This window comes from Octadecabacter sp. B2R22 (genome assembly GCF_018861045.1).
Lineage (GTDB): Bacteria > Pseudomonadota > Alphaproteobacteria > Rhodobacterales > Rhodobacteraceae > Octadecabacter.
Map to the genome: position 1 here is coordinate 382,912 of NZ_JAHKQJ010000010.1, position 23,041 is coordinate 405,952.

Here is a 23,041-nt window from a genome sequence, read left to right on the forward strand (position 1 = left end):
CTTATCGCAGTTCCTTCAACTCGTGACGTAGCTTTTCAAGACCCAGACGGATTCGGGACTTGATGGTGCCAAGCGGCAGGCCGGTTTGGGTGCTGATTTCCTGATGGGTCAGTTCGCCCAGATAGGCCTTTTCAACCATTTCGCGCTGATCCGGCTTTAGTCTACCTAGTGCATCTCTCAACTGCCCAGCTTCTTGCTCAACGGCCAGGATTTGGCTTGCGTCGGGCTCTGCGCTCGGATCTTCGCCCAGCTCTTCCGGGAGCGGTTTATTTTCCTTACGGATCACATCGATCTGGCGGTTTCGCGTGATTTGATAGACCCATGCTGACACTTGCGCGCGCTCAGGATCAAACTGCTCTGCCTTGCGCCAAACGGTCAGCATGACGTCTTGCACGATCTCTTCTGCCTGTCCTGACCCCGTGCCAGTGCGCATGATGAACCCCTTCAGCCGAGGCGCAAAGTGATCAAACAACAGGGCAAAGGCATCGCGGTCCCGATCATTGCGAACGGCAATCATTGCGGCCGTCAGATCGGATATCTGTGGGGACGATTGCTTCACTAAAGATCGGTCCTTTCGCGATGCCACTAAAGGGCGCCGCTCAGCTTGTTCGATATCTATGCATTCTGTCAACATAGCCCAATTACGGAAGGGATCATTTCTTGGATCATTTTTTGATCCGAATTGCTTGAGCGCACGTAAACTATCTAACAACCAACCGGAGTTACGATGTCTTTAGATGCACTTCCGACCCGCCCGCAACGGATTGCCATTATCGGCGGCGGTATATCTGGGCTTTCCGCGGCCCACCTTCTGTCCCCACATCACGCGGTGACATTGTTTGAGGCCGCTCCAAGGCTGGGTGGCCACGCTCGCACCGTTTTGGCGGGCCTCAACGGCAATCAGCCAGTCGACACGGGTTTCATTGTCTTCAATTACGCGAACTACCCGCACCTGACACGGATGTTTCAGGAGCTAGACGTGCCCGTTGTCAAAAGTGACATGAGCTTTGGCGCTACGATAAATGGCGGGGAAATCGAATACGGGTTACGCGATTTGGGCGCGCTTACGGCTCAAAAACGCAATCTGCTGCGGCCTGGATTTGTCCGCATGGTCCGAGATATCCTGCGATTTAACGACAAAGCCGAAGCGCTCGCGACGGACGATGCCGCCACAATCGGCGATCTCATGAATGATCTAAGTTTGGGGGACTGGTTCCAGCGCTACTACTTGATGCCCTTGTGCGGCGCGATCTGGTCGACGCCGCCGGATGAAATTCGCGGTTTTCCTGCTCGCGCTTTGGTGCAATTCTTTCGAAACCATGCACTGTTAAGCTCATCGGGCCAGCATCAGTGGTGGACCGTGGACGGCGGTAGCATCGAATACGTGCGCCGTTTGGAACACAGCCTGCGCGGGCGTGGTGTTGCGATCCGAACCGGAACCGCCGTGCAAAGTGTCAGTCGTGATGGTCAAAAAAGCACCGTTCACAGCAGCGCGGGCCCGCTTGAACCGTTCGACCAAGTGATTTTCGCCTGCCATTCCGATCAGGCTTTACGCCTTTTGGAACAGCCGACGCCACAGGAACGAGCTGCCTTGTCCGCGATCCGGTTTCAGGACAATCAGATGATCCTGCACAGAGACGAAAATCAGATGCCCAAGCGCCGCTCTGTCTGGTCAAGCTGGGTCTACAAAGCAGATACAACCCGTCCGGAACCCGCCATAGGGGTGACGTATTGGATGAACCGTTTGCAGAACATCCCGTCAGATGACCCGCTCTTTGTGTCTTTGAACCCGTTCGAGCCCGTGCCCGATGAATTGATCTACGATCAAAAGACATTTCGACATCCGGTGTTTGATGCACCGGCGTTGGTTGCCCAGCGGCAGCTGACCGAAATGCAAGGTCATAACAACACGTGGTATGCTGGGGCCTACACACGGCACGGATTTCATGAAGACGGGTTTGCAAGCGCGGCCCGTATAGCTCGAATGATGGATCGGCAACTCGCATGACGCAACAGCCAGAACTTGTAGTTGGTGTGACGACCCATGCGCGTCGTGGGGCGATCAAGCATGGCTTTCGCTATGGTGTCGACTTTGTTCTGATAGATCCCGAAACAGGTGCCAGTGGTCCACGCTTGTTTTCGCGCAATCGTTTCAATCTCGCCGCGGTCCATGATCGCGATCACGGCGGGCCACTTAAGGACGGACGAGGCGCCCAATGGGCCCGTGACGTGTTAACGGCAAACGGACTTACCGCGGCGGACCATCAGCTACAGCTGCTCACTCAACCACGCCTGTTCGGAAATTGCTTTAATCCAGTCAGCTTCTGGTTGGCAAAACGCGGCGAAGATCTGGTTGCCGTCATCGCCGAGGTTTCAACGCCGTTTGGCGACCGTCACTCGTATCTGTGTCACTTACCAAATTTTTCCCCCATCACGTCTGACAGTCGCATCACCACGCCAAAATCGCTGCACGTGTCGCCGTTCCAAGAGGTGAAGGGCAATTATGAATTCAGCTTTGACATTCAGCCCGATCGCATCGCCATCCGCATCTTTTACCGCCACGGCGATGAAGGCGTGATTGCCACTCTTGCTGGGTCCCGCGCGCCCCTGACAAATGCGAATTTGATCAAAGCCGTTCTGCGCCGTCCTTTGGGCGCCTTTCGGACAATAGCGTTAATCCACTGGCAGGCCGTTCGATTGAAATTGAAGGGTGCCCGATACCGCACCCGCCCGACACCCCCCAAGACCGAGGTCACATAATGCTCTTCCTGACAAAACGCGTGAAACACGATTTCTTGGAAACCTGCGCGCAGATTCATTCCGGAAGTCTGCAACTAAGAACGCCAGAGGGCGAAGTGTTCAACTTTGGTCAAGGCAGCCCAGCTGCCGATATGCAGATCCACGACTGGTCCGTGGTGACCGCGATCGCTTCGCGCGGCGACATCGGACTGGGGGAGGCCTATGTCGCTGGCTTGTGGGACACATCTTCAATCGAAGACCTGACAGCCGTTGCTTTGAAAAACCTCGAACAGTTTCGTGGCTATGCCTATGCAGGGTTCTGGAGCAGCCTGAAATTTCGCGTCGTAAACCGGCTCATGCGTACCAATTCGTTAAAGGGGGCCGCGCGCAACATCAGGGCGCATTATGATGTTGGCAACGAGTTCTACCAACTCTGGCTGGATGAAAGCATGACATACTCTTCCGCGATGTTTGCTGCGGGGGACGATGACCTCGAACGCGCGCAAAATCGCAAATATGATCGTGTTTTGAACCAAATCGGGTCTGCAGAACGTGTTCTTGAGATCGGTTGCGGTTGGGGTGGATTTGCTGAACGTGCGGCGGACAATGGGCGTCACGTAACCGGACTGACAATTTCCCCCAGCCAAAAGGGGTATGCCGATGCACGGCTAGACGGGCGCGCGGAAGTTCGTCTGCAGGACTATCGTCAATGCACGGGCCAGTATGACAGCATTGTTTCCATCGAAATGATCGAAGCGGTCGGGCAAACCTATTGGCCAACCTATTTCGCCACCCTCAAAGCCCGACTTTCAGAAGGCGGGCGGGCCGTTATCCAAGCGATTACGGTGCCCGATGACTATTTCGAAACGTATCGGCGCAGTGCCGACTACATCCGGCAATATACCTTCCCCGGTGGCATGTTGCTGTCAGACGCCGTGATCGCCGATCACGCCAAACGTGCGGGTCTTGTGGTTCAGGGAAATCATGCATTCGGCCAAGATTACGCCCGCACCTGTGCCCACTGGAGTGATCGATTAACTCAGCAATCGGTCAAGGTGAACAAATTGGGGTATGGCCCCGAATTCTTGCGCAATTGGCAGTTTTACCTTGGGATTTGTGCGGGATCTTTCGCGGTCGGACAGACTGACGTTGTTCAAGTGGAGCTGGCCCATGCCTAAGTCTGAGACAATTTGGATTATCGGCGCCAGCGAGGGCATCGGTGCCGCATTGGCGCGTGAATGGGCGCAACGAGGTGCGCGCGTGATTTTGTCTGCACGCTCACAAGATCGGTTGGATGTTTTGGCGGCGGAACTGGGGGCAGGGCACATACCCCTTGCTCTGGATGTCTCAGATCGTGGCAGCATCGATGAAGCCGCCACCAAGATCAGCCAGATCGGCGCACTGGATCGCATTGTGCATCTGGCCGCGATCTATGATCCGGGCAAGATCGCCGATCTTGATCCCGATAAGGCTGCGAAAATCGTCTCAACCAATCTGACGGGGAGTTTTTACATTGCGCAGGTCGGCCCAACACTGCTGAAGGAAGGCGGGCAACTGGCGCTGTGCGGATCGGTGGCAGGATATATCGGCTTACCCCAAGGCCAGATCTATTCAGCAACCAAGGCTGGTGTGATCAATCTAGCAGAATCCCTGCGAGCAGAGCTTTCGGAGCGCATCGACGTCCGCCTGATCAACCCCGGCTTTGTCGACACTCGCCTAACACAGCGCAACGACTTCCGTATGCCTGCGATGGTGACACCCCAACGCGCCGCCGCCGCGATCATCGACGGGCTTTGCTCAAGACGTTTTGAGGTCCATTTCCCACGCCGCCTGACTTGGAGCCTGAAATTTCTAAGCGCGCTTCCCTATTGGGCGGCGATGCCCTTAACCAAGAGGCTAACACAATGATGAAATACCTCCCGCACGTAGTGTTAATTGCAACGGTAACGTTCGTTTTGTCGCCGCTGGCATCGAGTGGATTCAACGGCTTCACCGCAGATCAGTTTCCTGTCGCACAGATTGATCCACCTGTGCAGCCCGCAGGCTACGCGTTCTCGATTTGGGGAGTCATTTACCTGTGGCTGGTCATCGGGGCGGCATATGGCCTCTGGCGTAAAGCGGATGATCCCGACTGGCAGGCCATGCGCTTGCCGCTCGCGATTAGCTTGATCATCGGGACGTTCTGGATCGCAGCAGCGAACGTCGCACCAATTTTGGCCACGGTCATGATTATTGCGATGGCGGCTTCGGCAATACTCGCCTTGTTTCGCGCCGGTCATCAACAGCCTTGGCTACAGGCCCGCCCTGTCGCGCTTTATGCCGGTTGGTTAACTGCAGCCAGCGGTGTGGGCATTGGCGTCCTCCTCGGGGGCTACGCAATACTGTCGGCCCAAATCGCGGCGATCGTTTGTCTGTCAGGCGTTTTGGTCGTCGCGCTATTCGTGCAATCAGTAAGACCCCGAGAATGGGGCTACCCCGTTGCCGTCATTTGGGCGCTGGTCGGTGTGATTGTCCAAAACGCGTCCAGCGCGAACTGGTCGGCAATTGCATTGGCCGCCATTGGCATTGCCGCGTTGACGTTTCGCGCCGTTTTCTCATTCATGAAAGGTCCAAGCTCATGAACATTCTGATACTCTATCTCTCAACTGCTGTGATCTTTTTAGCAGCCGACGTTGTGGGCTTGCGCCTGCTTATTAAGCCAGTGTTTGAACGCCATGTCGGGCACCTGTTCGTTGATCCGTTTCGTGTGGGACCAGCCGCCGTTTTCTATCTGGGTTATATCGCTGGGGTGCTGTGGTTCGTTTCGGCCTCGGCTCTCCGAGATAACGATCCAACGGCAGCTTTCTTCGGCGGCATAGCGTTGGGGCTTTTGGCCTATGGGACCTATGAGTTCACGAACTATGCGACACTTCGAGACTGGTCGTTCCAGCAGGTTGCCCTCGACACGATCTGGGGCGGCATTCTGACCGGGTTCGCCGCATGGGCAGGGGTGATGGTTACCCGCTCCATAGGGTAAGTCGGTTCATACCACGCCTGAAAACTGGCCGGTTTTCATTCACTGTGACTGAAGTTTGCTCCTAATCTTCAAAAGCTTTGAATGTCCGCTTTGTCCGCATCCTGTGAGTTCAGGCACCCCAGTCCAACATTCGTCCATAAGTGAAATTTTTATAATATCCAAATAACGGGCTTGACCCTGACACTAGTGTTAGGCCGCTAAGGCTGTCTGCTCACCATAGGTGATTACGTATTTACAGACAGGAAGAACACGACATGACACAAAATAACATTTGGCAAAACAAGGTCGCAATTGTGACCGGCGGCAGTTCCGGTATTGGTAAGGCGACGGCGCTTGAGCTTGTTGCACAGGGCGCGAAGGTTCTGATCACCGGACGCAACGCTGATAAACTTACCGAGGTGGCAACGATGAGCGATGCGATTGAAGCACTGCAAGCAGACAGCGCGGACCCAAAGAGCGGAATGCAGATCGTCGAGGCAGCAACTAGCAAGTGGGGACGCCTCGACCTGATCGTCAATAATTCTGGGGCGGGTCAACCGCACCCGATGGCCGGTTACGATGCCGATGTCATCGCCAATATGTCTGCAGTTAATATCGTTGCGCCTTCCCTTTTGGTAAAGGCAGCGCGCACCGCCCTAAGCGAAAGCAAGGGGGCCATTGTGAATATCGGTACAGCTGCTGCCCAAAACGCGGTGCCGATGATTGCCCACTACGCCGCAACCAAAGTCGCTCTGGAAAGTTTGACCAAGTCTTGGGCCATCGAATTGTCCGGTGACGGCATTCGTGTAAACGCGATTGCGCCCGGTCCCGTCAAAAGTGGCGCGCTTACGGGAATGATGGGATTACCAGACGAAATGGCGCAACAGATCGAAGAACAAGAGGCTGCTCAGGTTCCTCTTGGGCGTCGCGGTTTGACAAGCGATATCGTGCCATGGATCCTCCAATTGGGCAGTTCTGACAACCAATGGCTGACGGGTCAAATCTTGACCGTAGACGGCGGTTGGTCTTTGCGAACCTGAGGTGCAAATGGGCTGGAGGAAATCATTTCCTCCAGTTCCGCCCTTGACGAACAATGAACACCTTCACATGTGTGTATGGGGTGGATGAAAAGGGATAAAGATGCAGGCTAAAGAAGCGTCCGAACGGCTTGGCATAACGCAACGCATGTTGCGCCACTATGAAAAACAAGATCTGATGTCCGTTGGACGCACGCTCAATGGTTATCGTCGATATAGCGAATGCGATCTGCGTCGCGCTGGTCGCATTCGTGACTTTATTGCGACCGGATTTTCCACTCGCGAAATCCGTGCCATGAGCGCCTGCCTATCCGATGACGGCTCTGGCCCTTGTGAGGGTGGAATTGAAAAAATGTTGGAAAAGCTAGAGCATATTGAACGGCTCAGGGCTGATCTGGACGATCGCCGCGCGGCGGTTCTTGAGCGCCTTGCCGTCTTTAAGAACGGTATTTCAAGTTCGGAAGATTCAGTTGAGACAATGGAAACCACGACCGACTCCTTTGTGCGTCGTGAGACACCTGCCGACTTAGGCGCGGCTGGCCCCAGATAGAACCAAGCGACAATTGCTTCGAGCGGAGCGTTTTACCCATCATCAAATCTCGAAAGCGGACGTCGACCTAATGTTCAGCAAAGTCCGTTTTGTCCGCACTTTGGACGTTATGGCAAAGCACGCTTGAAACTTCCGCCCGTCCGCCGCTAGAAGGGCCTTAGCGGTCCGGTAGCTCAACTGGATAGAGCACCTGACTTCTAATCAGGATGTTGAGGGTTCGAGTCCTTCCCGGATCGCCAATTTGAAATGAGCCAGTGACGTCCGACATCCAAAGACCGTCTTTCCGACAAAAAACGGCTTTTTGGAGGGTTTTTTGTCTTGATTTGGATTTAATGGCTATATTTCAGTAGTTTGCTTGAGTTTCTCAGGCGATTTCGCCTTGGAAACATTCGGGCCAGTTTCACGGTTTCAGCGCGTTGACATCCGTTCCGGATGCGGTTCACCTTATGTTCTCACAGGTTCCGGAACCTTTCATATCCCATTGCCTCAACAGTCATTGATCGTCGGGCGGCAGCGCTGGGTATTTCCTGCGTTATGAAAGGCAACCGACATGACCCAATCTCAATCCAAGATTCCGTTTCATAATCTGACCTTCTACGACGACCTGCCCAAAATGCGCGATGTGGAGGCTCGGTTAAAGACGTTCCTCGAGACAACACGCAGAAGGGCGCAGCGGATTGAGATTGAGGCGGGCCGCATGGCGGAAGAAGACCGGGTGTATCCATATGACTTGGTCGGTGATGCGGACATGGGGCGCATCGGGCGTCGTGCAGTGTGGTTCCTAGAACGCAAGCAACTTTCAACCGGCATGCATCACCTCAGCGATGAGAACCGTGTCAGGCTCACATCCCTCAGAGGCGGGTTGCCTGTGGCCCGCATCGCCACCGAGCACGAGGCTGACGAGATCGCGGCGGCGTTGCACGCCGAGATGCCGTGGATGTCACCCGCAACTGAAGCTGTCTGGCACGGGCTTCGTGCATCGGCGCGCGAGGGGCTGGCGGGGCTGCGGTTTACTCCGCTCGCTTTGGTCGGGTCTCCCGGGATCGGCAAAAGCCATTGGGCGCGCCGTCTTGCGCATCACCTTGCCGTGCCAACGACCATGATCGACGCGACGGGCGAACCCGCTACGTTTGCCATCGTCGGGTCCCAGCGCGGCTGGTCCAACGCGACACCGGGCAAGCTGCTGCAGACTATTCTACGGGAGCGTCATGGTGGGCCTCTCGTCATCGTTGATGAGGTCGAGAAGTCAGGTGATATCCATTCCAGCAAAGGCACACGTCATGCGTTGACCGATGCCTTGCTGCCGCTGCTTGAACGTATGACAGCCGCAACATGGGAGTGCCCGTTTTTCCAGATCAAATGTGATATGTCTTGGGTGAATTGGGTGATGACAGCCAACAGCCGCCAAGGCTTGCCTTAGCCGCTGCAAAGCCGTTGCGTCGTCTTGGACCTTCCAGATCTTACGACTGATCAGCTGCGGGATTTTGCGCAGACCGAAGGCATGCGCCGTGACTTGCCAGCCCCTGCGATGGCCGCCTTGATGGATATCATTGATTGTGGCGCAATCATCAACGCTGGGCTGAGCCTCCGCACAGTGAGCCGGATGCTTGATCGCGCACAAACGCTGGCCTACAAGCCGCTGCTGAATTGAGTTTGCGCCATGGATTATCAAACTATTCCGTATCACAGCGGTGAAATTGCAGTCTTAAGCAGATATCTGGCCTAATGGTTGCATCAAATGTCCAGAATCACACTAAGGGCGGGAAGCGGCCGTTCGCTGCATGTGTGAAACTTGGCTTTATCGTATTGAGAAGCAGACGTTTGGCGGCAATTGACCCGCTTAACCGCAGCGATGGACAGTTTTGCGACAATTTTACCAGATGCGCCGGCGCGCAATAAAGTCGGGATATGATAGTGCGCCAAAAGCGATGTTATTTCTGGTGAAGGTTCTGCTTGTACACAGGGTATTGGCTTGCCAATTTCCGTTCTTTGAGTGGTGGCTTCTGCTTCAGAAGCAGCGTTTGATCGGCTAACGTTGTAACTCAGCCTCTAAGAGACTACGTAGAGGGTACAAACGTTGTGGTCTTCTGAGGCGCAGGCGCATCGCCAGCCCGAGCGAACCACGATTTTTTATCATGAAAATTCAGCTGTCACGTCCTCGTGCAAGGATCTGACGTTTGGGGAGTTTGCCTGTCGTATCGCGCACGAGCACAACACTTGTGATGCGTGTTCACCCGTTGCTTCGGGTTGGGCATTGAGATGAACTTCGGGCAAGCGGTTATGAGCTTTCAGCCGAATACAATGGCTTGTTACATCTTCGTTTCATGGTCTTCGATCAAATGCAATACGACTGGAACGTCCGAAAACCAAAAGGTCTGGGCGTTTCTGGCAACCAATCTCCGGACAATGCGGCGGCGGTTTTGAAACGCTCAAACGAGCGTTGCTTTGCCGTTAACGAGCCCACCAAAAAGGAAATAATGTGAAACCCGAACTTCAAACAATAGATACCATCCGTCGCCCTGTTAGAGGCGCGCAAGCGCCGCCGTTGCCCTCCGCAACAAACGCACAATCGGCTCCAATCTCTCAAATTACGTTGCCGCCATCAGCGATTGTCTATTGCGAGGGTAACTTTGCCAAGATTGATGGCAAAACTGCAAATGGCCTTGTCCGTCATTCAGAAGCCTACCGAATTCTCTCGGTCATCGACAGTGACCACCAAGGCCGCAACAGTGGGCTGGTTCTTGATGATACGATGAACCACATACCTATCTTCGAAGACTTAAATACTGCTATCGCCCATGAAGCCGTTATCCCTGATACCTTGATCTATGGCATGGCCCCCTCATCGGGGCGGCTGTCGTTCTCTGATCGGGCCGTTGTGCTGAATGCGATCACGCGAGGAATGAATATCGTCAGCGGCCTGCATGAATATCTTAGCGATGACGCTGAAATTGCAGGCGCGGCGTCCGCCCAAAACGTCACGATCCGTGACATTCGCAAGCCCAAGCCTAGCAAAGACATGCGGTTGTTCGACGGCCGTGTCGCAGATGTTGACGCGTTGCGCATTGCGGTTCTCGGGACTGATTGCGCAATTGGTAAGCGGACAACTGCGACAGTTTTGGCGCGAGCTTTGAACGCAAAAGGCATCAAGACCGTGCTCGTCGGCACCGGCCAAACTGGTTTGATGCAAGGTGCGAAATATGGTGTAGCTATGGATGCAGTTCCACCGCAGTTCTGCTGTGGCGAACTTGAAGGCGCGATTGTTGCAGCCTCGGAGGCTGAGAAACCTGATGTCATTTTGATCGAAGGCCAAGGCGCGTTGAGCCATCCGGCCTTCTGCACGTCGGCCTTTATTTTGCGGGGCAGCCAGCCGGATGCCGTCATTCTACAGCACGCACCAAAACGCGCCCATCGCTGCGATTTTCCCAATATGCCGATGCCCACCCCTGCAAGCGAAATTAAGTTGATCGAGGCATTTGCCGATACAAAAGTCATCGGTGTTACGATCAATCATGAAGGGATGTCAGAGGCAGAGATTACAGACACTATCGCCGGACAATCGCATAAGCTTGGATTGCCCGTTACAGACGCACTTAGCCGACCAGCGGCGCATTTACTGTCGATGGTTGTGGCTGCCTATCCTGGTTTGCAGCAAGGAAAACCCGTGGCTGTGATATGAGTAGTCCGCGCATAGAGGTGGATCTCAGTAAGATACGCCACAACACGAGAACTATTGTTGAGCGGTTGAAAGCGCGTGGCATCCATGTGACCGGAGTGACCAAAGCAGTGTGCGGGCATCCAGCCATCGCACAGGCTATGCTCGACGGTGGTGCTGCGGGCCTTGCGGAGGCGCGGTTGAGCAATGTGCGCAGGTTACGCAAAGCTGAGATAACATGTCCAATTACACTGATCCGCACCCCCATGCTGAGCCAAGCCGAAGATGTCGTCCAAGTTTGTGAGGCGAGCTACAACACAGAGTTAACCGTGATCTCGGCCTTGGCAGTTGCTGCGATCCGGCAAAAAAAGGTTCACGAGGTTATCCTGATGATCGAGATGGGCGACCTGCGCGAAGGCATTTTACCACAAGATCTCGGGGGCATAGCCCAACAGGTGGTGGACATGCCCGGTGTGGCGCTGAAAGGGATTGGCGCCAATTTTGCCTGCCTAAGCGGCGTCGCCCCGACAGCCACAAAAATGCAGGATCTGTCTGACCTTGTGAAAAACATTGAAGGACGGTGCGGTTCTGTTCTTCAGGCGGTATCTGGTGGCAACTCTGCAAACCTGCCTTGGGCACTCGGGGAGCTTCCTATTGGACGGATTAATGATCTCAGGATTGGTGAGGCAATCCTTTTGGGCGTCGATCCGGTTTCTGGAAATCAGATTGGCGGGATGTATCGGGACGCCTTTACGCTTTTTGCCGAAGTTATTGAGACTAATGCAAAGCCTTTGTCTCCCCCCATCAGCTTTGCCAATCCTGTGTTGGCAAAGCTGCATCTGGTGCCAGAAATTGAGACGGGCGAACGTGCGATCCTCGCCATCGGTCTCCAGGATACAGATATCTCGGGGCTTTCATTGCCGCTTGGAAATACATTCATCGGCGCAACGAGCGATCACCTCATCCTTGGCACCAAACTTGAAACGCGGCGCCTTGGTTCGGAAATGAGGTTCAAGATGAATTACAGCGCGTTGATGCGTGCCATGGCCGCCCCCGACGTTCAAACCAATCTGTTGCACGATCGGCCCGCACCAGACGTGCGGGATTCCCACGGCCCCAATAAACATCTCGCATTGGTCTAAACGATCTCGTCCGGACCGGCTTGGATTAAATCAAATAGGAGAATGCCCCTTGGCAAAGCTAACAAAGAAAAGCGCGTTCAAAGCGCAAGGTCCCAATGCGGAAACGCCAATGGACAGGACGTCACGCATTGTCAGGAAAATGGTGGATGAGGAAGCTGAAGAACGGAAAGTTAAGATGGAACGCCTTCGCAATGCCCGCCTTGAGCGGGAAGCAAGCACGCCGAGGACGCCAAAGCGGTAGCGCATAAGAGTGGTTCACCCACAGCCCCTACAATGCGATGATCATAGTGTTGCCCGCTCATTTCTAGGCGTCAGTAGCGCCCCCATAGTCTCCAAGGATTTTCCCATGTCAAACTCAGACGAGAGCGAAGCAAAAGTTCACTATATCTGTCAAACATATGTGGAACAGAAGCCCGGGAGAGACGGGCAAGCAAGCCTGAAAATTGGCAAGCAATTCCAATATTCAACTGCTTCAGAGGCCCAGAATAGAGCCGAAAGGGAAGCTCAGTTGGAGGACTGCGCAGGTGCTGATGCCTATATGATCAGTGAGGACCCGAACAGCGGCGAAGTCGGCTCACCCAGCTTTCTTGTCCGGCTTGGAAATGTTCCTGAATTTGATGATTTCTAAAGTTTCGGGTCTGCCCTCGGCTTTCCTCCAAAACCAATAACACTTCACACGCGACACGGCGTCCGACAAAATGCGGGACGATACTAAGGAAGCGAGCGTTGGCGAATATCGACATGGTCCCGCGTATTGTTAATTCGCCTCTCAGCTGACTTTGCCATCACGGCGAATGTCCGGAATGACGGGCCGCACCGCAGCATCCAAGATGGTTGCTGGAGGTCCGGAAGGTGAACGACGTGGACTTCCTGAACCAAGCCTTTCCGCATTAGACGACGTATTTGAACATGGAATGTTGGCAGACCGGACCCTTAGCTTGCGCACAGTATCCAGGATGCTGGATCGGGCTGAGGCGCTGATTTCGAGGCCTATCCTTCAGTGAGGGCGGAAACCAGACCTTCGCCGCAGTTGCGAAGAATAGGCTCGCCGTATGAAAAAGCAGACGTTCGGCAGCAAGTGGAACTCTCAACTGCAGCGAACGGCGGCAACGAGCCCATCGGAGACCAACAGATTTCTCGCTGCATGCGCTCGCAGCACGGTTTATGCTGCAACGGCTAAGAACTCGGCGTCGCGACGCGGCGTGAAGACCGGCCATTCATACAAAGGGCAGCGAGAACGAAACGCTCAAGGATCGAGTCGCGGACAAAGCGCCATTTCGCTGCATTGTGCGTAAATGACCGCTTTGGATATCAGCGGATGCAGCTATCGCACAATCACTTGGACGTTGTTTTCGTTGCCATACTGCAAATCATACTGACATGTGCATCAAGCCACTCGGGAGTGAGTGGCAATCCGGCTACGAGCTTTCGGAAATAAGGAATGGCAATCGCCATTTCGACCAGTTGTTCGACTGGGGCTCCTTCACTGAGTTCACCACGTGCATGTGCCGCAGTGAAAACGGATTCCACGTCACCCTTCCGGTCTGCGATCCATCTATTCATCAAGTCTCGTGATTGCTTGTCGGTGGCTGCGGCGGCAATGACTTGTGGCGCAATTTTACCCCAAGGGGTTTCGTTCAACGCCATCACGAGCCTTCCAATCATCCAAGTCAGGTCGATCTTTAACGGGCCATCCGTGCGGGGCTCGTCTTTTGGACCAGTTGCCGCACGGCCAAAAGCAGCGTTTCGCAGCGCGTCGAGCTTTGGCCAATGCCTATACAACGTGCTCCGTGAGATTCCAGTTCGGGCGCTTATGGCCGCGTGGGTCACCGCCAAGGCACCCTCTTCTTGAAGAAGGGTCAGGGCCGCATCCAAAGCCTGCGTGCGTGTCGCATCTAATCGGGGGTCGGGCAATCGTTCCATGGATTGTGTGTAACCCAAACCTCCACCAAAGGGAACGCTTTGTATCGCTTTAATACAATTTGTTGCGTTACGATACAATATGTACCACACACAAGAGCAGCGTTTGGATTCGGATGAGCCTCGCGAAGGGCTGTGTCCATAATCTGAAGCTTGAAATAGACAACTGGAGGAGACCGAAATGAAACTCACGAATCTAAAAGCTCTTGCAACCGCATCAGCGCTCGCGCTAACAGCAGCCGCGCCTTTGCAGGCTGAAACCTCACTTGAATACACAAACGAAATAGCACCCGGCGTTTATAGCTATAGCAGCGGCGGCGGGTATCACTCCATGTTTATGGTCACCGACGGCGGTGTAGCCGTTTTTGAAACGGTCAACTCCGCCCATGGCGAAAAAATGATCGAAGCTATTCGCGGTATCACCGATCAACCCATCGAATATGCGATGCACAGCCATAACCATTGGGACCATGCCAGCGGCGGCGGCGTGTTCCAGGCAGTCGGAGCTGAGACAGTCGCTCATGATTTGGCTGCTCAGTATTTAGCCGCTGTCCCTGGGCAAGATACTTCTACTGTCGATATCGTTTGGGACGGCAACCGCCACGACATCGAAATTGGTGGGGTCACCGTTCAACTTCACTATTTGGGCCTCAATCACGGCCTTGGCATGACGGTCTTTGTCGTCCCAGAGAAACGGGTGGCTTACATCGGCGATCTGGTCACGCCGAACCGCGTTGGGTTCAACATCATGCCAGATTTCAACATCGGTGAATGGGAACGTTCGCTGGGCCAAATCCTAGAGCTCGATTTCGATGTCGCTGTGTGTTCACATACTGGGCTGTCTGCAGAGGAAGCGCCAAATGGTTGTACCAAGGCGCATGTGGAAGAGGAGAGACAGTTTATCGGTGACCTCAGAGGTGCTATTTTTGCTGAATTCCAAAAGGGTACACCAGGCGAACAAGTTCCGGCTGCCGTAGAACTGCCGCAATACGCTGAGTGGGTCGGATACGACGACTGGCTTGAGATGAACGCGTGGCGGATCATGCTTGATATGGGTATGGGCCCATATCCTTGGGTTCCCGGAGCCAGCCAATAGGCATCTGATATAAAAGTCTCTTCCAACAACAGTTTGGAAGAGACCACAATTTTCACCAACGCGACCGATTGTATAGGATCTGAAAAATGCGCCTTTCACAAGTGAAGCAGTTTTGCGTGCCCCTTTTACTGACGGCAATGACGCCAGCCTTGGCAGATGCGGAAAGCCTGCCACTACGCCCAACTCCAATTCCTCAGACGACCAATGGCGTGCCTCACATGCAAATTGGCATTGATGTGGTTCCTGATCTCGCAGAAAAGTTGCTGCAGCGGGTTGCTCAGTTTCCTGGGGTCAGTCTTGGAGAAACGCGAATATCGATGCCGGGTGTGGTCGGGTTTCAGTTCGACGAAGGTGTGTCGCTTGCCCGTCCAGACGTAATTGTCGGTGGCCTTGAATTTGCCCACCTGCATGCAGACGGAAGTTTGCACGCCTCGCTGGACCCTCAACTTGCGCGCACCGCTATTGATGCAGGCTGGGCTGTCGCGCATCCTTGGGCAATGCAACGAGACGGTTGGGAAGGCTTCGTCATGATTTTCACGCCTACGACCGAAAGCGAGCTTGAGGTCGTCGTCCAGCTTGTCGAAAACTCTTACACTTTCATCACGGGTCGCAGCTTGGCCAACTAAAAGGTCCGCACACCCGACGCCATTCACCGAAGGACAATAATATGACCAAATCCGTACCAATCATTGCCGCAAAACACCCTGCCAAGGTCGATCTTGAAAAGGGGAAGGATTATTATTGGTGTCAGTGTGGCATGTCCAAAAGCCAGCCGTTTTGTGATGGGTCTCATGCCGGAACCGACACAACGCCTCTCAAGTTCACCGCTGAAGAAACGGGTAGTGCGGCGCTATGTCAGTGCAAGGCGACAGCGAACGGTCCATTCTGCGATGGAACACATGCCAGCCTTGGCGATTTGGCAGCCGGTGATCCATCCCCAAAGCCGAAATCGGACGTCCCAACGGCTAACCCAACCCCAGAGGAACCGACAGTCGCCCGTATTCATGCGCTGGCGCGTGACGGGCTTTCCAAATTGGGCCACCACGGTGAGATGGGTTCGATGGGCGTGCCTCGTAAAGACCTGCCGCATTGGGATGACATTCAGGTATTGCCCGCACAAATGGCCCGCAAACCATTGCTGGACCACGTTCCGGTAACGACTTCCGTGACCATCGGCCCGCGTGCCGCGAAACCCTTGCAACTCGACATCCCACTGTTTGTCTCCGACATGAGCTATGGGGCTTTGTCGGAAGAGGCGAAGACCGCACTTTCGCGTGGCGCACAGATGGCAGGCACGGGTATTTGTTCCGGCGAAGGCGGCATGTTGCCTGAAGAACAGGCCGAGAATAGTCGCTATTTTTATGAACTCGCGTCCGCGAAGTTTGGCTGGGACCTAGACCTAGTCGCCCGTGTTCAAGCGTTCCACTTCAAAGGCGGCCAAGGTGCCAAAACAGGCACTGGTGGGCATCTTCCGGGTGAAAAAGTGCAAGGTAAGATTGCGGAAGTCCGTGGATTAGAACCCGGCCAGGCCGCAATTTCCCCCTCGACCTTCGCTGATCTGGAAACGCCCGCAGACTTCAAACGCATTGCGGATCAAGTGCGCGAACGCTCCGGCGGCATTCCCATAGGTTTTAAACTGTCCGCCAACCACATCGAAGACGACATCGACTTTGCCTTGGAAGCAAGTGCGGACTACATCATTTTAGACGGGCGCGGCGGTGGAACCGGGGCGGCCCCGTTGATTTTCCGCGACCATATCTCGGTCCCGACAATACCTGCCCTTGCGCGTGCCCGTGCGCATCTCGATGCCAAAACAGGTCGCGAAGTCTCCCTTGTCATAACGGGTGGTCTGCGCGTCGCCGAAGACTTTGTGAAAGCGATGGCAATGGGTGCAGATGCCGTCGCGGTCAGCAATTCCGCCATGCAAGCTGTCGGTTGCATCGCCGCCCGAATGTGTAATTCCAACAATTGTCCCGTCGGTGTTGCGACGCAAAAACCAGAGCTTCGCAAACGGCTTGATGTGCAGGTAGGTGCTGAACGTTTGTCGCGGTATTTCGGAGCCAGCGTGGAAATGATGCAAGTCCTCGCACGGGCCTGTGGACATGCGTCGTTGAGCGATCTGAATGAACGTGACATCACGACATGGAAACGAGAAATGGCGGATCTTTCCGGGGTCCGGTTTGCTGGCGTTAAACGGTAAGCCTGTTGAGGCGATAGCCGTTTAAGCGGTCATTCATGTGTTCTGCAGCATCGGGGGCTCTGGGCTCGACGCCGCCTTTTGCTTACGCAGAAACACTTGGTGGCGCATCCACGGCGAAGCCGACATTAGTTTTCAGGTTATAATACTCTGTCAGCGCTATGTTGATGTTTGGGCTGGAGGGTTGGATGGAGGGCAAATCATGCCAAGCGTCCAACTTCCCGCCGTCGCCCCGAAACGCAGAGCTTGGAACAAGGGGCGCCTTGTCGGACAAAAGCGTCCACTACTTCCCAAGCAAGTCTGGGCCATCCGCGCGCGCTTAGAACTCGCGGGCAATCTTCGCGATCTAGCTTTGTTTAACGTCGCAATCGACAGCAAATTGCGCGGTTGCGACTTGGTCGCGCTCAAGGTCGGTGATCTTATCAGGGATGACCGGGTGCGAGAACGCGTGTCGGTCGTTCAAAGCAAAACGAACAAGCCTGTGCAGTTTGAACTGGCTGAAAACACGCGAGAAACAGTGTCCAGCTGGATCAGATCGCCGGAAATGATCGGATGCCAATTCATATTCCCTAGTCGTTTCCACGATCGCCCACACATATCAACACGCCAATATGGGCGTTTGGTTCGGGACTGGGTTGTTTCCATCGGGTTAGAACCTAGTGGTTATGGCACCCATTCCATGCGCCGAACAAAGGTGGCGGAAATCTACCGCAAGACAGGCAACCTGCGTGCCGTCCAGCTTTTGCTTGGACATACAAAGGTAGATAGCAACGTCAGATATCTGGGGGTCGAGCTCGAAGACGCGCTGAGCATTTCCGAGCGGATCGACATCTAAGAACCTTGACGAACGGCTCCTGCCGTTCGTCATTTCGAAGCGGTCACGGCCGCTTGATAACTCTTACGGCAGTGCTGAGCCCTATCTGTGAATTCAGTTTCCAAGCTGCGCGCGCCTCATCAAAAGTATCCAATCACAATTGGTCAAGTAAGTGGTCTCTCAGGCGCGCGAACGATGGCTTGTCGAGAAGCTCTTCGCGGTAAACAAGGTAGTATCCAAAGCCATCCCGAGTGATTGGCGTGCCGACGCGAACGATAGCGCCTGATGCGACCAGATCATCCTCTAACCCCATCGTTCCAATGCCTATACCTTCGCCCGCACTTACCAAGTCAAGCATCGTCGGGTAACTGCCGATCTTGGAAATTTGACCGCGATCCGGCAAGGACTGTCCTGTTAATTCACACCAAACGGACCAAGTGACCCAGCCTACATCATGCGGGTCGCCATGATCAAAAATGAGACGCGGATCAAGTGTCGCCAGTGGCGCATCGGGATCAAATTCCGGATGCTGATCCAAAAACTTGGGTGCTACGATAATCTGGCAGTGTTCGCGGAACAGCAGATCTGCGCAATTCACACCAAAAGATCCACGACCAAAGCGGATCGAAAAATCGACAGACGGGTCATCGAAGGCGCGGTAATCATCGGCGGTCAGGAAGTTTACCGTGGCCTCCGACGCCATGCGCAGCGCGCTGATCTTTGGCATCAACCACAGATGTGCAATGCCAAAGGACGCACCGACAACCAATTCATCTTTGCCGACGCGTGTTGCATCCCGAATGCCAAGTTCAAGTCGGTCCAGAAGGGTTGTCGCGAGATCCGACAAAACGGCACCTTCACGGGTCAACTGGACAACACTGCCGTTGCGGCGAAACAACGGTGAGCCGATCCAGTCTTCCAGCCGTGCCACATGCCGGGTGACGGCGGGTTGGGCGACAGACAGTTCCTGCGCCGCACGGGTGAAATTGCTATGGCGTGCAGCGGCTTCAAAGGCCAGAAGCGCGTTGAGAGGAGGGAGTTTGCGCCGCATGAACGTATCGCCTTGTGATAACAAAAAGGTATCACAACATTCCACTTTTGTGGATCGCGGTAAAGCCGATTGATCTGCATAGTTTTGCAAAGCCAGTGGGAGACGAACAATGGAAAAAGTCGCGTTCACGCAGATGAAAGACGGCACGAAAGAGGAATACGATTTCCTCACCGAACATGAGACGGACTATGCCAAGGACACGGCGAAGCGGCTTATGAAAGCGATGGTAGAACTGGACGAAGGCCTATCAGGCTACCTCGTCACGCGGCTGGGCCATTCGTTGCAATCCGCGACGCGTGCGTGGCGGGACGGTGCGGATATCGACTGGGTCGTCTCCACGCTGCTCCATGATATTGGCGACATATACGCCCCCTATAACCATGATGAATACGCGGCGACCATTCTGCGCCCGTTTGTGCGCGAACAATGTGCATGGTGCGTTCAGACCCATGGGGATTTCCAGATGATCTATTACGGGCATCACGTTGGCGGCGACCCCAACAAGCGCGATCGGTTCAAAGATAGCCCCTTTTTCGACGATTGCGCGGTGTTTTGCGAACGCTGGGATCAGGCGAGTTTTGATCCTGAGTATGACAACCTGCCACTCTCGTTCTTTGCGCCGATGGTCGAAGAGGTGTTTGCGCGCACGCCCTATGATCCAGATGTGATAAAGGCCGGCGTTCGCGCGCCGTTGGCAGATGCGGGTGTGGCCGCAAGCCGCGCTGCCGCCTAGCCCCTCGGAAATGTACCTATGACCGACCGTCCCGAAACACCGCCCCGCACCCCGCGCCGTATCTGGAACTTTACGCCTGCGCTGCCGTTGCAGCTTGCCCCCTATTGGGATTGGCCGCTGCGTCCGCTCGCGTCACTGGTTTACCTTCTCAAAAGCTGGAATCCAGTCGGGATGCGGCTCATGTTCCTTGCGCTTGCCGTGATCGTTTGGGCGTTCTTCACCCCCGAAATATCGCGTGCCCAAACGGTGCAATTCGATTGGGTGTTCGAAGTTTGGCTGCGCAATGTTATCTTGTTGACCGCTGTTGCCGGCGGGCTCCATTTGCTGCTCTGGCGGTTTGCAACGCAGGGCGACGACTACCGCTATGACATGCGACCCATGATGAAAGGGGCCAAGGTTTTTTGGTTCAAAAATCAGGTCTGGGACAACATGTTCTGGTCCTATGTTGCCCTGCACTTCTGGACGTTCTTTGAATGCCTGATGTGGTATTCTTACGCGAATGGTTGGGCGCGCATGATCACGTTTGACAATAATCCGGTCTGGTTCGTCCTGCTGATCGTGTTGATCCCAATCTATGCGGGCCTGTATTTCTATGCGCATCACCGCGTGCTGCACATGGGGTTTATGTATCGCCACGTGCATTCATGGCACCACCGCAACATCAATACCGGCCCATGGTCCGGCCTTGCAATGCATCCGGTCGAAAGCTTTATCCTGATGACCGATGTGCTGATCTTTCTGCTGATCCCTGCGCATCCCATCCATATCCTGTTCATGATGTTCCATCACGGGATCGGTGCGCCCACTTCCCACGCGGGATTCGAAAAGGTAAAGCTGGGACGCGGTATGGACATCGAAGTCGGTGACTTCTTTCACCAGCTTCACCACCGATTTTTCGACTGCAACTATGGAACGGGGGAAACGCCTTGGGACAAATGGTTCGGGACCTTCCATGACGGCTCGCCCGAGGGGAACGCTTTGGTCAAAGAACGGCGTCGTAAAATCTGGTCCAGCCAGTAGGGAGTTTATCAATGAAGAACATCTACACCTTCGGGCGCAAGCCCGCGCAGCGCAACTATACCGTCGCAGACCTGATCGCGCTCAAGGGGTCGGGCAAGCGGCTGACCATGTGCAATCCAGCAACAGAGGCCGAGTTCAAGGCCTGCGTCGAGGCTGATATTGACCTGCTGACGGTCTGGGATGTGCATCTGGAAATGACCCGTCAGATTGCGCCAACCCATTTTGCAGGCACCGCAATGAACTGGGGCCAATTTGCGACCAACGACGAAATTCTGCGCCACGCCATCGGGTGTATGGAAGCAGGCGCGGACATGTATTTCACAAACCGCAGCTTTGATGTGGTCGAGATGTTGGCGCGCGAAAGCATCCCAGTTCAGGTGCATATGGGCCTCGTGCCATCGCTGTCACACTGGGCGGGCGGCCTGCGCGCATTCGGGCGTACGGCGGATGAGGCGATGCAAATCCTGCGCACGTTCAAACGCTACGAGGATGTAGGAGCCTTCGCCTGCGAGATTGAATGCGTTGCCGAAGATACCTTACGTCTGCTCAATGACCGCACGTCGATCGTCACAATTTCACTTGGGTCGGGCAATGCAGGTGATGTGATCTTCCTGTTCATGGCCGATATTTGCGGCGAGGCCGAGAACCCGCCACGTCATGCCCACGCCTTCCGCGATCTCGCACCCTTGCACCAGCAATTGCACACCGAACGGGTCGCAGCCCTCAAGGAGTTCCAGTCAGAAGTGCGCGGGATGGCCTTTCCTTACCCAGCTCAGTCGATCAGCATGCGGACAGGCGAATTGGACAAATTGCACGAAGCGCTTGAGAAAGTGTGACTGAAAGCTGTTGCGACAGCAGTTTTTGATGATGTCAACGGCATCTTGACGCCAGCATAATGTGGACCCCATACCCATCACTATGGACAGCTCGATTGCCCTTGCTAAGTCTGGTTTTCGTCAGTTGGGAGCGATCGTAGCGAGTGATCGGTTTGGATTCGACCGTTTCTGGCTCGATTGAATGGCTGGTTCAGGGAAACCTGCTGCATTGCGTAGCTTCTTGTGCTGCACCTGCGAGAGAATGCTGCGTCAGCGAAGGCGGAAAGTCCAAGGTCGGCTTCGGTCCGCGAAGCAGACTTTCAACCATCAGAATGCACTCAGAACGGTTTGCTCGTGCAGCGAAGGTCTGCTTAGAGCCCAGATTACAGATTTTCTGCAGCGCCGCGAATGTCTGCTACTGAAACGGTTGCTCGTTCCGGTTCCAAAAGACATGACTTACGTACTCCTTTTTGGAATCATAGATCTCCCCGAAGATTTGAACCCGCTCTTGGGCGTTGGCTGGGATTTCGGTCAGCCCAGTTAAACCGCACGCAACAAGATGGGCGAAAAGCGTTTGATTCATCGATAGATAGCCGCCCCAGTCCTCAAGAAGGGGGAATGTTTCTGACAGGTACTCAAGTGCTCCATGTGTCCAATAAAGTGCGGGGAGAAACTTGCCTGTTGGACCGTCGGACTCTGTATAATCAGGCGCATCCCAATTGCGCTTTTGTGTCGTAAATATCTTTCGCTTAGGTAAGCACACCCAATAAGTCTCGTTCAAGGGTTTCCCCGTTCTCGCATTTGAAAGCCGCGCGGGGTAAAAAAGGGCGAGATCAGAGTCGAACGCCTCGATAGCTACTTTTGCTTTAGCGCTGAATATGGGCGTCTTGACCATGAATATATCTGGCAACGAAGCCGATGATTTCGGTGTAACGGTGACGTCGACAAAAGCGTCGCACAAATCGTCGTCATCCATAAGGTGCCTTACAACTCGGAGTTTGCTTCCTAACCATTCTGGAACGTTCTCAACAACAAACGTCTTGTTTTCGTTGTCCGGTGTGATCTGTGGCATCTTTAGGATTTGCGGAAACGCTGTGCCTTTCATTGCGTTGGGAAACCGCGCTAACGCTTCTTGACCCACAAATAGAACATAATAAGCCGCATCAACCGCTACCCGTCTATGTTCGGCTTTATTGCTCATAAACACTCCTTTGATTATTAGGTCACGGCGGAAAGCTGGCTCACCGAATTGCTAGGGGTTCGATAGCATAGCGGAC

At 54.5% G+C, this 23,041-nt stretch carries 24 protein-coding genes and 1 tRNA gene; 21 read left to right on the plus strand and 4 right to left on the minus strand.

Translation table 11 applies throughout. From position 1 onward, the window contains the following. Position 1: 1 nt before the first annotated feature. On the minus strand, positions 2–517 hold the full coding sequence (locus KO486_RS14750) for a sigma-70 family RNA polymerase sigma factor (RefSeq protein WP_252734882.1): 516 nt from the start codon (positions 515–517) through the stop codon (positions 2–4). A gap of 210 nt (positions 518–727) precedes the next feature. Between KO486_RS14750 and KO486_RS14755 the strand changes: the two genes are divergently transcribed. The 14 genes from KO486_RS14755 (at position 728) to KO486_RS14815 (ending at position 12,746) form a co-directional block, all read left to right on the plus strand. Beyond that, positions 728–2,008 (plus strand): FAD-dependent oxidoreductase, encoded by a 1,281-nt coding sequence (locus tag KO486_RS14755; protein WP_216038040.1) that lies wholly within the window; start codon positions 728–730, stop codon positions 2,006–2,008. Then, complete coding sequence (locus tag KO486_RS14760) at positions 2,005–2,760, plus strand: DUF1365 domain-containing protein (protein ID WP_216038041.1); 756 nt, start codon at positions 2,005–2,007, stop codon at positions 2,758–2,760. The genes KO486_RS14755 and KO486_RS14760 overlap by 4 nt, the downstream gene beginning before the upstream one ends. Then, the gene (locus KO486_RS14765) at positions 2,760–3,917 is read left to right on the plus strand and encodes a cyclopropane-fatty-acyl-phospholipid synthase family protein (protein WP_216038042.1); all 1,158 of its coding nucleotides are present in this window, start codon (positions 2,760–2,762) and stop codon (positions 3,915–3,917) included. The genes KO486_RS14760 and KO486_RS14765 overlap by 1 nt, the downstream gene beginning before the upstream one ends. Continuing rightward, complete coding sequence (locus KO486_RS14770) at positions 3,910–4,647, plus strand: SDR family NAD(P)-dependent oxidoreductase (RefSeq protein WP_216038043.1); 738 nt, start codon at positions 3,910–3,912, stop codon at positions 4,645–4,647. The genes KO486_RS14765 and KO486_RS14770 overlap by 8 nt, the downstream gene beginning before the upstream one ends. Further along, positions 4,644–5,360, plus strand: coding sequence for a tryptophan-rich sensory protein (locus tag KO486_RS14775; RefSeq protein WP_216038044.1), 717 nt, complete (start codon positions 4,644–4,646; stop codon positions 5,358–5,360). The genes KO486_RS14770 and KO486_RS14775 overlap by 4 nt, the downstream gene beginning before the upstream one ends. Beyond that, a complete protein-coding gene (locus KO486_RS14780) occupies positions 5,357–5,755 on the plus strand; it encodes a DUF2177 family protein (protein WP_216038045.1) in 399 nt (132 codons plus the stop codon). Before KO486_RS14775 ends, KO486_RS14780 begins: the two co-directional genes overlap by 4 nt. A gap of 254 nt (positions 5,756–6,009) precedes the next feature. Beyond that, positions 6,010–6,774, plus strand: a complete 765-nt coding sequence (locus tag KO486_RS14785; RefSeq protein ID WP_216038046.1) for an SDR family oxidoreductase — start codon at positions 6,010–6,012, stop codon at positions 6,772–6,774. A gap of 100 nt (positions 6,775–6,874) precedes the next feature. Then, complete coding sequence (locus KO486_RS14790; RefSeq protein ID WP_216038047.1) at positions 6,875–7,321, plus strand: MerR family transcriptional regulator; 447 nt, start codon at positions 6,875–6,877, stop codon at positions 7,319–7,321. Positions 7,322–7,483: 162 nt separating this feature from the next. Next, positions 7,484–7,560: transfer RNA gene (locus tag KO486_RS14795), tRNA-Arg, on the plus strand. Between the two features lie 311 nt (positions 7,561–7,871). Next, positions 7,872–8,741: an AAA family ATPase gene (locus KO486_RS14800; protein ID WP_252734810.1), complete on the plus strand. Its 870-nt coding sequence runs from the start codon at positions 7,872–7,874 to the stop codon at positions 8,739–8,741. Between the two features lie 24 nt (positions 8,742–8,765). Continuing rightward, on the plus strand, positions 8,766–8,972 hold the full coding sequence (locus KO486_RS16495; protein WP_252734812.1) for a hypothetical protein: 207 nt from the start codon (positions 8,766–8,768) through the stop codon (positions 8,970–8,972). Positions 8,973–9,800: 828 nt separating this feature from the next. Then, positions 9,801–11,000, plus strand: coding sequence for a DUF1611 domain-containing protein (locus tag KO486_RS14805; protein ID WP_303435309.1), 1,200 nt, complete (start codon positions 9,801–9,803; stop codon positions 10,998–11,000). Continuing rightward, positions 10,997–12,118 carry an alanine/ornithine racemase family PLP-dependent enzyme gene (locus tag KO486_RS14810; protein WP_216038048.1) on the plus strand — a complete coding sequence of 374 codons (1,122 nt, stop codon included), beginning with the start codon at positions 10,997–10,999 and terminating at the stop codon, positions 12,116–12,118. Before KO486_RS14805 ends, KO486_RS14810 begins: the two co-directional genes overlap by 4 nt. A 346-nt stretch (positions 12,119–12,464) precedes the next feature. Beyond that, positions 12,465–12,746, plus strand: a complete 282-nt coding sequence (locus KO486_RS14815) for a hypothetical protein (RefSeq protein ID WP_216038049.1) — start codon at positions 12,465–12,467, stop codon at positions 12,744–12,746. A 707-nt stretch (positions 12,747–13,453) separates the two neighbouring features. On the opposite strand, the gene KO486_RS14820 is transcribed toward KO486_RS14815, so the two are convergent. Next, the gene (locus KO486_RS14820) at positions 13,454–14,041 is read right to left on the minus strand and encodes a TetR/AcrR family transcriptional regulator (protein WP_216038050.1); all 588 of its coding nucleotides are present in this window, start codon (positions 14,039–14,041) and stop codon (positions 13,454–13,456) included. A gap of 178 nt (positions 14,042–14,219) precedes the next feature. On the opposite strand from KO486_RS14820, the gene KO486_RS14825 reads away from it, so the two are divergent. From KO486_RS14825 to KO486_RS14840, 4 genes are all read left to right on the plus strand, one after another. Then, positions 14,220–15,134: an MBL fold metallo-hydrolase gene (locus KO486_RS14825; protein WP_216038051.1), complete on the plus strand. Its 915-nt coding sequence runs from the start codon at positions 14,220–14,222 to the stop codon at positions 15,132–15,134. Between the two features lie 86 nt (positions 15,135–15,220). Then, positions 15,221–15,760 (plus strand): luciferase family protein, encoded by a 540-nt coding sequence (locus KO486_RS14830; RefSeq protein WP_216038052.1) that lies wholly within the window; start codon positions 15,221–15,223, stop codon positions 15,758–15,760. Positions 15,761–15,801: 41 nt separating this feature from the next. Continuing rightward, a complete protein-coding gene (locus KO486_RS14835) occupies positions 15,802–17,334 on the plus strand; it encodes a glutamate synthase-related protein (RefSeq protein ID WP_216038053.1) in 1,533 nt (510 codons plus the stop codon). 199 nt (positions 17,335–17,533) lie between these two features. Then, positions 17,534–18,166 (plus strand): tyrosine-type recombinase/integrase, encoded by a 633-nt coding sequence (locus tag KO486_RS14840; RefSeq protein WP_216038054.1) that lies wholly within the window; start codon positions 17,534–17,536, stop codon positions 18,164–18,166. A 133-nt stretch (positions 18,167–18,299) separates the two neighbouring features. Here the strand turns inward: KO486_RS14840 and KO486_RS14845 are convergent, their stop codons facing one another. Continuing rightward, the gene (locus KO486_RS14845; RefSeq protein ID WP_216038055.1) at positions 18,300–19,196 is read right to left on the minus strand and encodes a LysR family transcriptional regulator; all 897 of its coding nucleotides are present in this window, start codon (positions 19,194–19,196) and stop codon (positions 18,300–18,302) included. A 109-nt stretch (positions 19,197–19,305) separates the two neighbouring features. Between KO486_RS14845 and KO486_RS14850 the strand changes: the two genes are divergently transcribed. The 3 genes from KO486_RS14850 to KO486_RS14860 are packed head-to-tail and all read left to right on the plus strand — an operon-like array spanning position 19,306 to position 21,785. Further along, positions 19,306–19,929 carry a peptidase gene (locus KO486_RS14850; RefSeq protein WP_216038056.1) on the plus strand — a complete coding sequence of 208 codons (624 nt, stop codon included), beginning with the start codon at positions 19,306–19,308 and terminating at the stop codon, positions 19,927–19,929. 18 nt (positions 19,930–19,947) lie between these two features. Further along, entirely contained in the window at positions 19,948–20,949 is a 1,002-nt protein-coding gene (locus KO486_RS14855; protein WP_216038057.1) for a sterol desaturase family protein, read from the plus strand. A gap of 11 nt (positions 20,950–20,960) precedes the next feature. Continuing rightward, the gene (locus KO486_RS14860; RefSeq protein ID WP_216038058.1) at positions 20,961–21,785 is read left to right on the plus strand and encodes a 3-methyl-2-oxobutanoate hydroxymethyltransferase; all 825 of its coding nucleotides are present in this window, start codon (positions 20,961–20,963) and stop codon (positions 21,783–21,785) included. A 394-nt stretch (positions 21,786–22,179) separates the two neighbouring features. On the opposite strand, the gene KO486_RS14865 is transcribed toward KO486_RS14860, so the two are convergent. Next, positions 22,180–22,965, minus strand: coding sequence for a hypothetical protein (locus KO486_RS14865; RefSeq protein WP_216038059.1), 786 nt, complete (start codon positions 22,963–22,965; stop codon positions 22,180–22,182). Positions 22,966–23,041 lie beyond the last annotated feature (76 nt).

Bases quoted from the DNA above. Each gene is read 5' to 3' on its own strand.
- KO486_RS14775 (WP_216038044.1), top strand. From the start codon at position 4,644: ATGATGAAATACCTCCCGCACGTAGTGTTAATTGCAACGGTAACGTTC.
- KO486_RS14810 (WP_216038048.1), top strand. From the start codon at position 10,997: ATGAGTAGTCCGCGCATAGAGGTGGATCTCAGTAAGATACGCCACAAC.
- KO486_RS14845 (WP_216038055.1), bottom strand. From the start codon at position 19,196: ATGCGGCGCAAACTCCCTCCTCTCAACGCGCTTCTGGCCTTTGAAGCC.
- KO486_RS14755 (WP_216038040.1), top strand. From the start codon at position 728: ATGTCTTTAGATGCACTTCCGACCCGCCCGCAACGGATTGCCATTATC.
- KO486_RS14840 (WP_216038054.1), top strand. From the start codon at position 17,534: ATGCCAAGCGTCCAACTTCCCGCCGTCGCCCCGAAACGCAGAGCTTGG.
- KO486_RS14830 (WP_216038052.1), top strand. From the start codon at position 15,221: ATGCGCCTTTCACAAGTGAAGCAGTTTTGCGTGCCCCTTTTACTGACG.
- KO486_RS14780 (WP_216038045.1), top strand. From the start codon at position 5,357: ATGAACATTCTGATACTCTATCTCTCAACTGCTGTGATCTTTTTAGCA.
- KO486_RS14820 (WP_216038050.1), bottom strand. From the start codon at position 14,041: ATGGAACGATTGCCCGACCCCCGATTAGATGCGACACGCACGCAGGCT.
- KO486_RS14865 (WP_216038059.1), bottom strand. From the start codon at position 22,965: ATGAGCAATAAAGCCGAACATAGACGGGTAGCGGTTGATGCGGCTTAT.
- KO486_RS14790 (WP_216038047.1), top strand. From the start codon at position 6,875: ATGCAGGCTAAAGAAGCGTCCGAACGGCTTGGCATAACGCAACGCATG.
- KO486_RS14750 (WP_252734882.1), bottom strand. From the start codon at position 517: ATGATTGCCGTTCGCAATGATCGGGACCGCGATGCCTTTGCCCTGTTG.
- KO486_RS14835 (WP_216038053.1), top strand. From the start codon at position 15,802: ATGACCAAATCCGTACCAATCATTGCCGCAAAACACCCTGCCAAGGTC.
- KO486_RS14815 (WP_216038049.1), top strand. From the start codon at position 12,465: ATGTCAAACTCAGACGAGAGCGAAGCAAAAGTTCACTATATCTGTCAA.
- KO486_RS14855 (WP_216038057.1), top strand. From the start codon at position 19,948: ATGACCGACCGTCCCGAAACACCGCCCCGCACCCCGCGCCGTATCTGG.
- KO486_RS14850 (WP_216038056.1), top strand. From the start codon at position 19,306: ATGGAAAAAGTCGCGTTCACGCAGATGAAAGACGGCACGAAAGAGGAA.
- KO486_RS14760 (WP_216038041.1), top strand. From the start codon at position 2,005: ATGACGCAACAGCCAGAACTTGTAGTTGGTGTGACGACCCATGCGCGT.
- KO486_RS14825 (WP_216038051.1), top strand. From the start codon at position 14,220: ATGAAACTCACGAATCTAAAAGCTCTTGCAACCGCATCAGCGCTCGCG.
- KO486_RS14860 (WP_216038058.1), top strand. From the start codon at position 20,961: ATGAAGAACATCTACACCTTCGGGCGCAAGCCCGCGCAGCGCAACTAT.
- KO486_RS14770 (WP_216038043.1), top strand. From the start codon at position 3,910: ATGCCTAAGTCTGAGACAATTTGGATTATCGGCGCCAGCGAGGGCATC.
- KO486_RS14785 (WP_216038046.1), top strand. From the start codon at position 6,010: ATGACACAAAATAACATTTGGCAAAACAAGGTCGCAATTGTGACCGGC.
- KO486_RS14800 (WP_252734810.1), top strand. From the start codon at position 7,872: ATGACCCAATCTCAATCCAAGATTCCGTTTCATAATCTGACCTTCTAC.
- KO486_RS14765 (WP_216038042.1), top strand. From the start codon at position 2,760: ATGCTCTTCCTGACAAAACGCGTGAAACACGATTTCTTGGAAACCTGC.